Source organism: Marinobacter sp. THAF197a, assembly GCF_009363275.1.
Taxonomy (GTDB): Bacteria; Pseudomonadota; Gammaproteobacteria; order Pseudomonadales; family Oleiphilaceae; genus Marinobacter.
In genome coordinates this window covers 2,878,865-2,892,558 of record NZ_CP045324.1, presented here as the reverse complement: position 1 = coordinate 2,892,558, position 13,694 = coordinate 2,878,865, and the positions used below count along the sequence as shown (strand labels likewise).

Annotated in this window: 11 protein-coding genes; 2 read left to right on the top strand and 9 right to left on the bottom strand. The window is 57.1% G+C overall.

What is annotated here, in order from left to right:
* Positions 1-6: 6 nt before the first annotated feature.
* The 4 genes from FIV08_RS13415 to miaB form a co-directional block, all read right to left on the bottom strand.
* On the bottom strand, positions 7-852 hold the full coding sequence (locus FIV08_RS13415; RefSeq protein WP_058092044.1) for an HlyC/CorC family transporter: 846 nt from the start codon (positions 850-852) through the stop codon (positions 7-9).
* A complete protein-coding gene (gene ybeY, locus FIV08_RS13410) occupies positions 849-1,322 on the bottom strand; it encodes an rRNA maturation RNase YbeY (protein ID WP_072676708.1) in 474 nt (157 codons plus the stop codon). The genes FIV08_RS13415 and ybeY overlap by 4 nt, the downstream gene beginning before the upstream one ends.
* Complete coding sequence (locus FIV08_RS13405) at positions 1,319-2,305, bottom strand: PhoH family protein (protein WP_138437204.1); 987 nt, start codon at positions 2,303-2,305, stop codon at positions 1,319-1,321. The genes ybeY and FIV08_RS13405 overlap by 4 nt, the downstream gene beginning before the upstream one ends.
* 458 nt (positions 2,306-2,763) lie before the next feature.
* Complete coding sequence (gene miaB, locus FIV08_RS13400) at positions 2,764-4,110, bottom strand: tRNA (N6-isopentenyl adenosine(37)-C2)-methylthiotransferase MiaB (protein WP_152438688.1); 1,347 nt, start codon at positions 4,108-4,110, stop codon at positions 2,764-2,766.
* 340 nt (positions 4,111-4,450) lie between these two features.
* Between miaB and trmH the strand changes: the two genes are divergently transcribed.
* Positions 4,451-5,191 (top strand): tRNA (guanosine(18)-2'-O)-methyltransferase TrmH, encoded by a 741-nt coding sequence (gene trmH, locus FIV08_RS13395; RefSeq protein ID WP_152438687.1) that lies wholly within the window; start codon positions 4,451-4,453, stop codon positions 5,189-5,191.
* A 156-nt stretch (positions 5,192-5,347) separates the two neighbouring features.
* On the opposite strand, the gene FIV08_RS13390 is transcribed toward trmH, so the two are convergent.
* The 4 genes from FIV08_RS13390 to FIV08_RS13375 all read right to left on the bottom strand — a co-directional run bounded on the left by FIV08_RS13390 (position 5,348) and on the right by FIV08_RS13375 (position 10,120).
* Positions 5,348-6,364 (bottom strand): nucleoid-associated protein, encoded by a 1,017-nt coding sequence (locus FIV08_RS13390; RefSeq protein ID WP_152438686.1) that lies wholly within the window; start codon positions 6,362-6,364, stop codon positions 5,348-5,350.
* 594 nt (positions 6,365-6,958) lie between these two features.
* A complete protein-coding gene (gene cysN / locus FIV08_RS13385) occupies positions 6,959-8,617 on the bottom strand; it encodes a sulfate adenylyltransferase subunit CysN (protein WP_152438685.1) in 1,659 nt (552 codons plus the stop codon).
* Between the two features lies 1 nt (position 8,618).
* Positions 8,619-9,533: a sulfate adenylyltransferase subunit CysD gene (gene cysD / locus FIV08_RS13380; protein WP_323807581.1), complete on the bottom strand. Its 915-nt coding sequence runs from the start codon at positions 9,531-9,533 to the stop codon at positions 8,619-8,621.
* Positions 9,534-9,697: 164 nt separating this feature from the next.
* Positions 9,698-10,120, bottom strand: a complete 423-nt coding sequence (locus tag FIV08_RS13375; RefSeq protein ID WP_061331542.1) for a PilZ domain-containing protein — start codon at positions 10,118-10,120, stop codon at positions 9,698-9,700.
* A 306-nt stretch (positions 10,121-10,426) separates the two neighbouring features.
* Here FIV08_RS13375 and rimO point away from each other — a divergent pair, with 306 nt between their 5' ends.
* Positions 10,427-11,767, top strand: coding sequence for a 30S ribosomal protein S12 methylthiotransferase RimO (gene rimO / locus FIV08_RS13370; RefSeq protein WP_152438684.1), 1,341 nt, complete (start codon positions 10,427-10,429; stop codon positions 11,765-11,767).
* Positions 11,768-12,224: 457 nt separating this feature from the next.
* On the opposite strand, the gene gatB is transcribed toward rimO, so the two are convergent.
* Positions 12,225-13,676, bottom strand: a complete 1,452-nt coding sequence (gene gatB, locus FIV08_RS13365) for an Asp-tRNA(Asn)/Glu-tRNA(Gln) amidotransferase subunit GatB (RefSeq protein WP_072676717.1) — start codon at positions 13,674-13,676, stop codon at positions 12,225-12,227.
* Between the last annotated feature and the right edge of the window lie 18 nt (positions 13,677-13,694).

Below are 13,694 nucleotides of genomic sequence, written 5' to 3'. Positions count from 1 at the left end.
CCAGGTTCATGATTCACTTCGCGTTACCTGCAACAAACGGATGACTCGGTTATCGGCGTTGGCAATAGTAAACTGCAAGCCGCCGAATTCAACCGTTTCTCCCCGTCTGGGCAGGTGACCAAATTCTTTGAGAACCAGGCCGCCAATGGTGTCGAACTCTTCCTCGTCCATCATGGTCTCGAAAAATTCGTTGAAGTCTTCAATGGGGGTGACGGCTTTGACGGCATAGGTGCCATCGCCGCGAGCCTTGATGTGGGTTTCCTCGTCGAAGTCGTGTTCGTCTTCGATCTCACCGACGATCTGCTCAAGCACGTCTTCGATGGTAATCAGGCCGGCGGTGCCGCCGTACTCATCCACCACAATCGCCATGTGGTTGCGGTTTTCCTTGAACTCTTTGAGCAGCTGGTTCAATCGCTTGCTTTCGGGAACAAACGTGGGCGGGCGGAGGATCTCCCGAATGTTTGTCCAGTTCAGCTCGTTATTGAGCGCAAGCGGTAACAGATCTTTGGCCAGCAGCACGCCGATCACGTCGTCCTGGCTTTCGCCGATGACCGGGAAACGGCTGTGGGCGGAGGACATGATTTCCGGCAGGAATTCTTTCGGATCCTGGGAGGCTTTGACGGTGATCATCTGGGAACGGGGGATCATTATTTCGTCCACCCGCATGTCGATCACCTGCATGGCACCTTCGATGATGCTCATGGAATCTGCATCAATGATACTTTCAGATTCGGCATCCCGTAGAATCTCCAGCACGTCCTCGACGGACTCAGGCCCGCTGGAGAAGGCCTGTGATATACGCTCCAGCCAGGACTTGCCGCCCTGGCTGCGACTCGACTGATCGTCGCTCATGAGTCTGGTTCCGTTTCCTCTGCTTCGTAAGGGTTAGCAAATCCGAGCTGCGCAAGCAGCCGGACTTCGAGGGCTTCCATGGCCTCGGCTTCGTTATCTTCAATATGATCGTAGCCCTGGAGGTGCAACATACCGTGCACCACCATGTGGGCCCAGTGGGCGACAGGCTCTTTAAGCTGTTCCTGCGCTTCCTTTTCAACAACCGGCGCGCAAATCACCAGATCTCCGGCCAATGGCACCGTTATACCCGGTGGTGCTTCAAATGGGAAGGACAAAACATTGGTGGGCTTGTCCTTGCCCCGGTACTGGTGATTCAGGTTCTGACTTTCGTCGTTACCGACAATACGGATCGTCACTTCAGACGGATCCTCGCCCAGCCATGCCTTTTCAGCCCAAACCTGGAATTGTGTTTCGTCGGGTACACCGGTGCCTTCATAAACTACCTGGAAATCCACGGTCAGTTTGCTCATGGGCTGGTTGAGCCCCCGTCACCGAACGAGTCGTAGGCTTCCACAATGCGCTGAACCAGAGGATGGCGAACCACATCTTTTGACTCAAATCGGGTAAAGCCGATACCAGGGACCTTGCTGAGCACGCTGGCGGCGTGAATCAGCCCGGAGTTCTGCCCGCGCGGCAGGTCCACCTGGGTGGTGTCGCCGGTGATCACCGCCGTTGAACCAAAGCCAATCCGGGTGAGGAACATCTTCATTTGCTCCCGGGTAGTGTTCTGGCTTTCATCCAGAATAATGAACGAGTTATTCAGGGTGCGGCCACGCATGAACGCCAGTGGTGCAATCTCGATCACGCTTTTCTCGATCAGGCGGGTAACCTGATCAAAGCCGAGCATTTCATAGAGGGCGTCGTACAGTGGCCGCAGGTAGGGGTCCACCTTCTGGGCCAGGTCGCCGGGCAGAAAGCCCAGTTTCTCGCCGGCTTCCACTGCGGGGCGTACCAGCAGGATGCGTTTCACCTGTTCGTCTTTCAGTGCCTCTACCGCACAGGCCACGGCCAGCCAGGTCTTGCCGGTGCCCGCAGGCCCGATGCCGAAGTTTATGTCGTGGGTACGGATGTTGTGCACGTACTTTTGCTGATTCTGGCCACGGGGTTTGGCGGTCAGTTTCGGGGTTTTGATGACGGTAATTTGGCCTTCGTCATAGGGCACGTCATCCGGGAGCCGCTCAAGGCCGGTTTCCCGGATAAACAGGTGCACGGTATCCGGCGGAATATCTTCGCTGGCTTCGGTTTCCCGGTACAGGTGCCGAATGACTTCGGTGGCTGCGGCTACATTTTCGGTGTGACCTTCCACCCGGAAGTGGTGGCCCCGGCGGCCGACTTTCACCTGCAGACGTTTTTCGATCATCTTCAGGTGTTCGTCGAACTGGCCGCAGAGGGTGGCCAGGCGGCGCTGGTTGACCGGGTGCAGGTCAAATTGTCTGGTATCGTGAGTGTTCAATCTTGCTCCGTTTCGTTTTACTCCCCGGGGTTTTGCTGTGGGGGAGTAGGCTGTTCGGACTGCGAAGTTATCGGTACAGGGCGGGCAGGGCCGTCAAAAAAACGCCCGTGAATACATCCCTGTAGGGCTTCGTCGCGCCGTCCCTGGCGCTCCAGATTTTTTGACGGCCCTGCCCGCCCTGTACCTGTTTAAACAATGTGCAGGCCGAAAGGGCGAAAAACAAGTGGTTTGGATAAGCCAATCCAGTAATCAATGGCCTGTGCCGGGGTTTGGTTAGCCATTTATACGGCATGCCATTGTGAAGTCTGCTGGTGACAGGGTGAGGGAGCCTCCCAAAAATCTGGAGCGCCAGGGATGGCGCGACGAAGCCCTACAGGGACGTACTTGCGGGGCGTTTTTTGGGAGGCTCCCTCACCCTGTCACCAAGCCCCAAAACCAGAAAACCTGGGAGCCAAAGCTCAGTAAAACTCAGAACCAACAGGCACACCCCGAAGCGAATTGGCATAGGCCTCAACAATCTCCACATCGATAAAATGGCCAACCACTTCAGGGTTTTCGTGGCGGAAGTTTACGATGCGGTTGTTCTCGGTACGACCTGCATACTCGCCCGGGTCCTTCTTGGACAGGCCAGTCACCAGAATCCGCTGGGTAGAGCCCACCATTTTCCGGCTGATATCCATGACGTTCTGGTTCAGGCGATCCTGCAGAATGCTCAGGCGCTGTTTCTTCACCTCCATCGGCGTATCGTCCGGCAGGTCAGACGCCGGGGTGCCCGGGCGGGCGCTGTAGATGAAGCTGAAGGACATATCAAAACCGATGTCGTTGATCAGCTTCATGGTGTCTTCGAAGTCCTTATCGGTTTCACCCGGGAAGCCGATGATGAAATCAGAGGAGAAGCTGATGTCCGGGCGGATCTTGCGCAGGCGGCGGAGTTTGGATTTGTACTCCAGTGCTGTATGGCCACGCTTCATGGCTGCCAGGATGCGATCAGAGCCGCTTTGCACCGGCAGGTGCAGATGGCTGACCAGCTCAGGAACCTGCTCGTAGACGTCGATCAGGGCGTCGCTGAACTCCACCGGATGGGAGGTGGTGTAACGGATGCGGTCGATGCCTTCGATGGTGGCGATGACTTCGATCAGTTCCGCCAGGTCCATCTGGTCGCCGTCGTGGGTATCGCCACGGTAGGCGTTGACGTTCTGGCCCAGCAGGTTCACTTCGCGCACGCCCTGGGCGGCCAGGTGGGCCACTTCGGCGATGACGTCGTCGACCGGGCGGCTGACTTCTTCGCCGCGGGTGTAGGGCACCACGCAGAAGGTGCAGTACTTGCTGCAGCCTTCCATGATGGACACAAATGCGGATGGGCCGTCTGCGCCAGGCTCGGGCAGGTTGTCGAATTTTTCGATTTCCGGGAAGCTGACGTCTACCACGCCTACGCCGTTACCCTTGGTGCGCACTTCGGTAATCATGTCTGGCAGGCGGTGCAGGGTTTGCGGGCCGAAGACCATGTCTACGTAAGGGGCCCGGTCGATGATGGCCTGGCCTTCCTGGCTGGCTACGCAGCCACCGACGCCGATGATGAGGTCGGGCTTTTTGGATTTCAGGTTTTTCCAGCGGCCGAGCTGGTGGAACACTTTCTCCTGGGCCTTTTCGCGGATGGAGCAGGTGTTCAGCAGCAGGATGTCGGCGTCGTCCGGGTTGTCGGTCACTTCGACCGCTTCGCCGGTTTTGAGCAGGTCTGCCATGCGGGCAGAGTCGTACTCGTTCATTTGGCAGCCGTGGGTTTTGATGAACAGCTTCTTGGCCATGGGTCTCACGTAGTTTGGTGTGTTGGCGCCGGGGTGGTGTGGGGCGCTGGCAAAAATGGACTGCACATTATAACGGGGTGCTTAAACATCAACCACCGTTGTCTCGGGTTTTGCTGTGTTATCATCTTCGCCCTTTTTGTTCGGGTGAAAGAAGGGTTGTGGCAGTGGCTTTCCAAAACACGCTGTGAATACGTCCCTGTACGCTCTGCTCCGCCATCCATGGCTCCGCAAGGTTTTGGAAAGCCACTGCCACAACCCTTCCCGAACATAAGTGCTGGATTCCACAGTAAAGTGAGACATGGTGTGGGTCTGGCGAAATCGCAATAGAGTGAACGAAACGATGACCCCCGAACGCCTCGCCCGAATCAAGCAAGTCCTCAACACCCGCCAACCCGACCTGCGGGTGCTGACGGATCAGGTGCATAAGCCCAGAAACCTGTCGGCCATCATCCGGTCCTGTGACGCCTTTGGCCTGGCCAATATGCACGTGGTCTGGCCCAAGGAGGGTTTTCGGGCCTTTCGCAAGACCGCCGGGGGTAGCTTTCACTGGGTAACCACCCACACCCATCCCACCATGGACAACGCGGTAACGGAGTTGAGGGCGCAGGGGCATAAGCTGTATGCCGCACAGCTGTCGAACCGGGCGGTGGATTTTCGGGAGGTGGATTACACTGTGCCGTGCACGATTATCATGGGTAACGAAGTGGATGGTGTGAACCCGGTGACCGCCGAGCAGGCGGATGAGCATATTGTGATTCCGATGATGGGCATGGTGGAATCGCTGAATGTGTCTTCAGCCTGTTCGATTATTCTTTCCGAAGCCCAGCGACAGCGGAAGCTGGCGGGTATGTTTGATCAGCGGCGGATGCCGGATGAGGAATACAACCGCCTGCTGTTCTGCTGGTGTCAGCCGACGGTGAAGCGTTATTGCGACGACCGCAACCTGCCATACCCGCCAATCGACCACGAAACGGGTGAGCTGATCGACGGGGTAGGGTGGATGCAGGAAGTCAGAAAACTACGGGCGAATCGCCCCAGATGGGACGAGCAACCAGAAAACACAGAAGCAAACGAGTCCTAACGGACTCCAGCACATTCGTTATGCCGGTGCGGGGTGGGTGAATCTTTTTTCTGCCGGAAAAAGATATCTGAGCGAAGCGAGTTGTTTTTCCAAAGAAAAAAGATTCGCCCACCCCGCAACCCGCCCCTCAACCAGCAGGCTACAGAAACGAGCCCCTCAGTCCTCGCGAGCTTCAAGATACCGCTGCAACTGCTCCCGCAAAGCCTTGGGCAGTCGGGTGATGGTCAAGGCATCTTTGTCACGGTCGTAGTACACCGCCTGGTTCACCAGGTCTGAAGAAAACGACACACTCATACCCCCGCCAGAGCCAGCAATACGCACCAGTTTCTTCACCTTGCGATGGTCCGGGTGCAGCACGCCGGTTTCCGGCATTTCCGCGTTCTTGCTGGCGAATTCCTTGAAGCGCTCCGGCTGGCTTTCGTCCAGGTAGCTGGACAGGGCCTCGATGGCTACCGGTTCGCCCAGGGCATGCTGGTCTTTGCAGAATTCGTAGGCTTTGGCGCGGACTTCACCGGCTTTTTCCGGTTCGCTGGATTTGGCGAAGGCTTCTACCGCATCCAGGAAGGTCATGGTTTCCTTTTCCACATCCACGCTGTTGGTAAAAGCGCAAAGGCGAAGGAACAGCTCTCCGGGATCGCCGGTGCCGCGGGCGTGGACCACGGTCATGTAGTTATCGCTGGAGTTCTCGTTGCGCCACTCATCCAGCTCGATCCGGACGGCCAGGTTCAGGCGTGACAGGCTCAACACGTCTGTTGCGTCCAGTTTCTGGCTGCCGTCAAAACGCATGGCGCCGTCGGTTTCCAGAATAAACAGGTACACCACTTCTGAATCTGCCAGGGCGTCATGTACCACCATCAGGTGGCCGTCGAATTCCTCCTGGCTGCCGTTGAGCAGTTCCTGCCACTGTCCGAACAGGCGGTCGGTCATGGCGGCGAAGGTTTGTTTGTCTTCCAGGTAGTCTTTGAGCCAGGCGCTGAAGGGGCCTTCGCCGATGTCGTCCGAGAAGCGGCCGTATTTCTTGCCGGGTTTGCTGTTGAACAGGCGCTTCATCTGCTTGTGCAGGGCTTCATAGTCACCACCGGGCTCCTGCTGAGCCTCGCCGGCAACAAGGCGGGCGGGCTGGCCCGGCTGGTACTGGCTGGCGAAGGCGGTGCGCAGGTGTTTGATGGCCATTTTGTTCAGCTCCTGTGGTTAATTCGGGTGGCGGGGGATTTTGCCATGGATTGGTGTTGGATTCATTGTAGCTTTCCAGTTGTGGGGGCGGGTCGCGGGGTGGTGGTTTATTTTTCTTTGGAAAAACAACTCGCTTCGCTCAGACATCTTTTTCCGGCAGAAAAATAAACCACCACCCCACGACCGGCAGATCATTTCAGGGAAGTCGTTTGCTGATGGGTGTAATGAGGGGGAGGGAGCTTATCCCGGTACTGAAGTTACTATTCGGTCCCGGGTTGACGTAGCGGGCCGCGCTTTTTGAGTTCAGTCAGAGTTGTACAGCGAGTTTTACCTTCCCGAACAGATCGAGCTCGGTCAGCAAGCACCTTGCCATGCCAATCAGGAGGCTTGGGTGGGATTTCAACAAGACTCATCCATGCTCTCCGCCAGGGAAACAAGTCTTCTCAGCGTGCCACTACAAATCGCTGCCGGCGTCGGGGTGGGGGAGGGTTTTTCTGCCGGAAAAAGATGTCTGAGCGAAGCGAGTTGTTTTTCCAAAGAAAAATTCTCCCCCACCCCGGCAAGCCCGCCCGCCAAGGATGGGGGATCAGTAGCTTAAACCCGCTGACTCCGAGCCAACTCCTGCAGAAGCCCCGCAACGGCAGCCGGAATATCCGCCTCCGAATCAGCTGAAACACTGGCATTGGCAATATCAGACCCCAGGTTCACTGCCACCGCCACCAGGCCGTGAGCGGTCAGTAGCTGAGCCACGCGGCGGCGTTCGTCGGCATCACCGGTGTTTTCTTCAGACACCACCACCGCGGTCTTGCCCTGATCAAACAGCGCCCGCTCCACGGCCAGGGCCAGTTGCGGGGCCTGTTTGCCGGTGCAGGCAATGATCGCCGATTTCTGCGCCAGGCGGCGCTCGCGCTCTTCCACTGTAACCGGGTCCAGGGAATCCAGGCCATCGGTCAGGCCTGCAATCATGCCGGCGCCGACAGTCACGTTGGTCAGCCGGTCGATGACGATGAAGCTGCCAGTGGCGTGGTTGCGCTGATAGGCGTCGAACGCGATAGGCTGGTTCAGAGTCAGCTCGCACAGGCCTATTTCATTCAGCTGCAGCTGGCTCGGGTTGGCGTTTTGCTCCAGGGTGTTTACGTCGGTCTGGTGATGAATGTTCTTCACCGTGCCTGAGGTAAACGTCGGACCTAACTTGATGTCATAAAGACGGCCGGTTTCCAGAGGAGCGTCGGTCATCCACACAATGTTGGCATTGAACCGGTTGTGCACCTCGGGCTCGTCTTCTGCCTTTACCAGCATATCGCCACGACTGATGTCGATTTCATCTTCCAGGGTCAGGGTGACCGCCTGGTCGATGTAGGCTTCGCTCAGGTTGCCGTCGAAGGTGACGATTTCCTTGACCTTACTGGTGCGGCGTGAGGGCAGGGCCATCACGGTGTCGCCCGGGCGAATAACGCCGGAGGCGATGGTGCCACAGAAGCCCCGGAAGTTCAGGTTGGGGCGGGTGACGTATTGCACCGGGAAGCGGAAGTGCTCCAGGTTCTTGTCCCGGGAAACTTCCACGGTTTCCAGGATTTCCATCAGCGGCTGGCCAGTAAACCAGGGCGTGTTGTCGCTCTTGTTCACCACGTTGTCGCCGTCCAGAGCGGAAATCGGCACAAAACGGACATCCTTCAGGCCCAGTTTGGTGGCGAACGCCAGGTACTCTTCACGGATTTCGTTGAAGCGGTCTTCGCTGAAGTCCACCAGGTCCATCTTGTTCACGGCCACCACAATGTGGCGAATGCCCAGCAGGGAGGCAATGAACGAGTGCCTGCGAGTCTGGGTCATCACTCCGTGGCGGGCGTCAATCATCAGGATCGCCAGCTGCGCGGTGGAGGCGCCGGTGGCCATGTTGCGGGTGTACTGCTCATGGCCCGGGGTGTCGGCGATGATGAATTTGCGCTTGTCGGTGCTGAAATAACGGTAGGCGACATCGATGGTGATGCCCTGTTCCCGTTCGGCCTGCAGGCCGTCCACCAGCAGGGCCAGGTCCAGCTTCTCACCAGTGGTGCCCATCTTGGCGCTGTCGGTCTTCAGGCTTGCCATATGATCTTCGTAGATCATCTTGGTGTCGTGCAGCAGCCGGCCAATCAGCGTGCTCTTGCCGTCATCCACGCTGCCGCAGGTGAGCAGGCGCAGGAGTTCCTTGTTCTCGTGCTGCTTCAGGTAAGCCAGGATATCGTCGGCGATCAAATCAGACTGGTGTGACATATCAGAAGTACCCTTCCCGCTTTTTCTGTTCCATGGAGCCGGCTGAATCGTGGTCAATGACCCGCCCTTGCCGCTCTGAGCTGGTGGCCAGCAGCATTTCCTGGATGATGTCGGGCAGGGTGTTGGCCTCGGATTCAATGGCGCCGGTCAGCGGGTAGCAGCCCAGCGTACGGAAGCGTACTGACTTCATCATAGGCTTCTCGCCTTCTTTCAGTGGCATGCGGTCGTCGTCCACCATAATCAGGGTGCCATCGCGTTCTACCACTGGTCTCACCGCCGCGTAATACAGCGGTACGATATCGATGTTTTCAAGGTAGATGTACTGCCAGATATCCAGCTCGGTCCAGTTGGAGAGCGGGAACACACGAATACTCTCGCCTTTGTTAACCTTGCCGTTGTAAATGTTCCAGAGCTCCGGGCGCTGGTTCTTCGGGTCCCACCGATGGTGTTCGTCGCGGAAGGAGTAAACCCGCTCCTTGGCGCGGGATTTTTCCTCATCCCGGCGGGCACCCCCGAATGCGGCGTCGAACTTGTACTTGTTCAGGGCCTGCTTCAGGGCCTGGGTTTTCATGATGTCGGTGTGCTTGGCGCTGCCATGGGTGAAGGGCCCGACACCCTGCTTCACACCTTCTTCGTTGATGTGCACAATCAGGTCGAGGTCAAACTTCTCCGCCACGTTGTCCCGGAACGAAATCATCTCCCGGAATTTCCATGTGGTATCAACATGCAGTAACGGAAAAGGCAGCTTCCCAGGGTAGAAGGCCTTCAGGGCAAGGTGCAGCATCACGGCAGAATCTTTGCCGATGGAATAGAGCATGACCGGGTTGTCGAACTCGGCCGCCACTTCCCGGATTATGTGGATGCTTTCGGCTTCCAGCTGTTTGAGATGAGTGAGGTTGTATGTGGTCATGGTCATCCATTGCCGCAGGGGCTGTGTGATGGCTGTAAATCGGTTGACCAACTATATCAGGCGGCGGCAGGGTATAAGAAGATTTCTGGTAAGAATTTTAAGTTCTAATAATATGGCGCCGAACTCATCGTGCCGGGGACTCCGGGCGTGCTGAGCCGGTGTCGGTGGTTTCAGTGGGTGTCGTAATTCGCTGTTCGGGCGTCAGACAGCAGTTTGGCGACATAGCGGTCGATGTAATCGAACCCGTTGCCCTCAAATTCACTGAACTGGATGCCGATCTGGAACTCATTTCTGGAGATACGACGCATGTGCACAATATTGCCATCTGCAAGCACAGTGACTGGTTGCGTTGGGAGCACCGGCACTGTGAAGCGGGTTTTCACGCCAATCCAGTGACCGGGGGCCGGCGCACGCATGCCGGGAATGAGCTGTTGAACAACGTCCTGATCACAGGAGATCATAACACCGGCACGTGACAGGTTAGAGACCTTGCACGTCAGGCAGCAGCCGTCGCTTTTCTCAACAGTAATCTCGGTCGACACATCGACTCGCTGCTGATTTCTGAGATTCTGTTTAGCTGGTGCAGGTTTCATTTTAATTTTTCTGGCGCGAGTAGTATCGAACGACGTTGCCTTTCCCATAATTGCCTTCCAGAAGAACGCTTAAGCGCTTGAAATTGTAGCTGCTTAAAAAGTGATCAGCAAGGTAAGTGCGTATATTGTTGCAGCTTTATTAAAACTTTCTGAACACAGCGTCACATTTTGGTGCGTCATTTCGCGTTTTTACGTGTTTTTTGGTGGCATATGTGGGAAGTGCAGAGCTGCAGATGATATCCCAGTGAGTTAAAATCGCCGCCTACACACATTTGGAGCCAGGCTCCGGGATTCCTGCGGAACTTTATGACCGAGAAAATACAAGACACTGCTCAGGGCGGAAAAGTTGGCTTTATCAGCCTGGGGTGCCCCAAAGCACTGGTAGACTCAGAGCGTATCCTGACTCAATTGCGGCTGGATGGTTACGAGGTCGTGCCCACCTACAACGATGCCGACATTGTGGTGGTGAACACCTGTGGTTTTATCGATGCGGCCAAGCAGGAATCACTGGATGCCATCGGAGAAGCCATCAGCGAAAACGGCAAGGTGATTGTGACCGGTTGTATGGGTGTGGAAGCGGAGAAGATTCGCGAGACCCATCCCGGTGTGCTGGCGGTCTCTGGTCCTCAGGCCTATGAAGAAGTTGTGGGAGCGGTACACCAGTATGTACCGCCGAAGAAAGACCACGACCCATTCGTGGATTTGGTGCCTCCCCAGGGCATCAAGCTTACGCCAAGGCACTATGCCTACCTGAAGATATCCGAAGGCTGTAACCACAGCTGTACCTTCTGCATCATCCCGGACATGCGCGGCAAACTGGTTAGTCGCCCGATTGGTGATGTGATGGATGAGGCCAAACGTTTGGTGGATGCAGGTGTTAAAGAGCTGCTGGTGATTTCCCAGGACACCTCCGCCTACGGTGTGGATATCAAATACCGAACCGGTTTCTGGCAGGGTCGCCCGGTGAAAACGAAGATGCAGTCCCTGTGTGAGGCTCTGGGTGAAATGGGCGTATGGGTTCGCTTGCACTACGTCTATCCGTACCCCCATGTAGACGACATCATCCCGCTGATGGCCGAAGGCAAGATCCTGCCGTACCTGGACATCCCGTTCCAGCACGCCAGCCCGAAAGTACTCAAGGCCATGAAACGCCCGGCCCACGACAGCAAGACTCTGGAGCGCATCAAGAAGTGGCGCGAAATCTGCCCGGAACTGACCATTCGCTCGACCTTTATTGTCGGCTTCCCGGGTGAAACCGAGGAAGATTTCCAGTACTTGCTGGATTGGCTGGATGAGGCGCAATTGGACCGCGTGGGTGCGTTTACCTACAGCCCGGTTGAGGGCGCCAGGGCCAATGAGCTGGAGGGTGCTGTGCCGGAAGAGGTCAAGGAAGAGCGGCTGGCCCGCTTTATGGCGAAGCAGGCGGAGATTTCAGCTGCCCGATTGCAGGCCAAAATCGGCAAGACGATTGATGTGCTCATCGATGAGGTTGATGAGGAAGGTGCGATAGGTCGCTCCAAGGCGGATGCGCCGGAGATTGATGGCATGGTTTACCTGAACGACGAAACCGATTTGGTTCCCGGTCAGATTGTGCAGGCTGTTGTGGAGCACGCTGACGAGCATGATCTTTGGGCTCGCTTGGTCTAACTTTTGTCGCGGTTTTTGGGCTTCGGCCCCAGCCTGCTGGATGTTGGTGGCTGGGGCTTGGCGGGGGACTTCTCCCAAAAAACGCCCGTGAATACGTCCCTGTAGGGCTTCGTCGCGCCTTCCCTGGCGCTCCAGATTTTTGGGAGAAGTCCCCCGCCAAGCCCTCGATCAAACATGCGGTGGGGTAGTCATAAAAAACCGGCTTCGGTCTTAAGCACTGTTTCGGTACAGAATGTCGGGAACGATTGTGCCGCCAATCTATTCGCGTGGTTTTAACGGACTATTGCTGAAAGGTTTGGCTGGGTGGGTTTGGGGCCCCTTCCCAAAAATCTCGGAGGCCATGGATGGCCGGAGCGAAGCGCCACATGGATGTGCCGCAAGGAGCGTTTTTTGGGAAGGGGCCCCAAACTCAACAGGCTAGGGCCGAAACAAAAGCGGCCCACACCAAAGCCAAAACTTAACCACCAAGCTTGCGAACGAGAATCTCGTTGAACAGCTTGGGGTTGCCTTGGCCCTTGGAGGCTTTCATCAAAGGCCCCATGAAGCCACCGAGCATCTTCTTGCGCTTCTTAGGATCTTCCTCGCCCTGATATTGGGCCACCTGATCCGGCATGCCGGCCAGTACCTCGTCGACCATGGCTTCCAGGGCGCCCGTGTCGGAGACCTGCTTCAGCCCCTTGGCGTCGATGATCGCATCTACGTCATCGTTCTCACCTGACCACAAGGCTTCAAAGACCTTCTTCGCGCCTGCTGAAGAAACCGTGTTATCCGCAATGCGGGTGACCAGTGCGCCCAATTGTGCGCCTGAAATCGGAGCTTCGGCTACGGATTTCTCGTCGGCATTCAGGCGGGCGGAGAATTCGCCCTGAATCCAGTTGGCGGCCAGCTTGGCGTCTTTGCCGTGCTCCACGGTTTCTTCGAAGAACGCCGACAGCTTGGCGTCGCCAGACAGCACGCCGGCGTCGTAGTCGTTCAGGCCGTATTGCTCCTTGAAGCGCGCCTTGCGGGCGTCCGGCAGTTCCGGCAGGCGGGCGCGGGCGTCTTCGATGAAGGCGTCGTCGATTTCCACCGGCAACAGGTCAGGACAGGGGAAGTAGCGGTAGTCGTTGGCTTCTTCCTTGGTGCGCATGGACCGGGACTCGTCCCGGTCGCCGTTGTACAGGCGGGTTTCCTGCACAATGCGGCCGCCATCCTCCAGGATATCCATCTGCCTTTCTACTTCATGGGCGATGGCCTGTTCCATGAACCGGAAGGAGTTCAGGTTCTTGGTTTCCGTGCGGGTGCCGAGTTCCTCGGAGCCTTTCGGCTTCAGGGAGATGTTCACATCAAAGCGCATGGAGCCCTGAGACATATCGCCATCACAGATCCCCAGCGAGGTCACCAGGCTATGCAGCTTCTTGGCGAAGGCTACGGCTTCGTCGGCGCTGTTCATGTCCGGTTCCGTCACCACCTCGATCAGCGGCGTGCCGGCCCGGTTCAGGTCAATGCCGGACATGCCGTGGTAGTCTTCGTGCAGGGATTTACCGGCGTCTTCTTCCAGGTGCGCGTGGTGAATGCGTACCCGTTTGGTGCTTCCGTCGGCCAGGTCGATGTCCACGTAGCCTGGGCCGACAATCGGCTGGGCCAGCTGGGTGGTCTGGTAGCCCTTGGGCAGGTCCGGGTAGAAGTAGTTTTTGCGCTCGAAGACCGAGCGGCGGCCGATTTCCGCGTTGGTGGCCAGGCCGAACATCACCGCATAACGGAAGGCCTGCTCATTGGGTACCGGCAGGGTACCGGGCATGGCCAGGTCAACGGCGTTGGCCTGGGTGTTGGGCTCGGCACCGTAGGCGGTGCTGGAGCCGGAGAAAATCTTGGTCTGGGTGGCGAGCTGAACGTGAATTTCCAGCCCGATCACGATATCCCACTGCATGCGTTCGTCTCCTAATCC

Excerpts from the sequence above, each read along its gene's own strand:
- rimO (WP_152438684.1), top strand. The coding sequence starts at position 10,427 with ATGACCGAGAAAATACAAGACACTGCTCAGGGCGGAAAAGTTGGCTTT.
- FIV08_RS13390 (WP_152438686.1), bottom strand. The coding sequence starts at position 6,364 with ATGGCCATCAAACACCTGCGCACCGCCTTCGCCAGCCAGTACCAGCCG.
- FIV08_RS13415 (WP_058092044.1), bottom strand. The coding sequence starts at position 852 with ATGAGCGACGATCAGTCGAGTCGCAGCCAGGGCGGCAAGTCCTGGCTG.
- miaB (WP_152438688.1), bottom strand. The coding sequence starts at position 4,110 with ATGGCCAAGAAGCTGTTCATCAAAACCCACGGCTGCCAAATGAACGAG.
- trmH (WP_152438687.1), top strand. The coding sequence starts at position 4,451 with ATGACCCCCGAACGCCTCGCCCGAATCAAGCAAGTCCTCAACACCCGC.
- FIV08_RS13375 (WP_061331542.1), bottom strand. The coding sequence starts at position 10,120 with ATGAAACCTGCACCAGCTAAACAGAATCTCAGAAATCAGCAGCGAGTC.
- cysN (WP_152438685.1), bottom strand. The coding sequence starts at position 8,617 with ATGTCACACCAGTCTGATTTGATCGCCGACGATATCCTGGCTTACCTG.
- ybeY (WP_072676708.1), bottom strand. The coding sequence starts at position 1,322 with ATGAGCAAACTGACCGTGGATTTCCAGGTAGTTTATGAAGGCACCGGT.
- gatB (WP_072676717.1), bottom strand. The coding sequence starts at position 13,676 with ATGCAGTGGGATATCGTGATCGGGCTGGAAATTCACGTTCAGCTCGCC.
- cysD (WP_323807581.1), bottom strand. The coding sequence starts at position 9,533 with ATGACCATGACCACATACAACCTCACTCATCTCAAACAGCTGGAAGCC.